The 293-nt window shown below is 48.8% G+C and carries 1 protein-coding gene; it reads right to left on the reverse strand.

What is annotated here, in order from left to right; all coding sequences use genetic code 11:
• The coding region (locus tag SB775_RS28670; protein ID WP_410864576.1) for a Phenylacetic acid catabolic protein at window positions 1–274 on the reverse strand (274 nt) is incomplete at its 3' end.
• Between the last annotated feature and the right edge of the window lie 19 nt (window positions 275–293).

A 293-nucleotide genomic window follows, 5' to 3' on the forward strand; every position in this document is an offset into this window, starting at 1 on the left:
CTGGCCAGCTGAGTCCTGCTTTTTGGAAAATGTCTTTGGTGTTTGCCAGCCATCTTTGTCTCAGTAGCTCTTCGCCTGTAATCAGACCAAAGCGAACGATATTTTCTGCATTTTGACCGAGGCTACTAAGCTCTCCCGCATCTTCCCACACCTTGGCCATTCCAGCTTCCAGTTTTTGGCGCGCCTCTTTCGTACTATTCGCCAGCTGTTTTAACCATACCTGCCAGTGCATCAAATGGTAGCGATGCTCTGTCAGCATTTTGCGACTAATCATAGCAAGCGGCTCATAGGAG

It is taken from the genome of Peribacillus sp. SIMBA_075 (assembly GCF_046534585.1).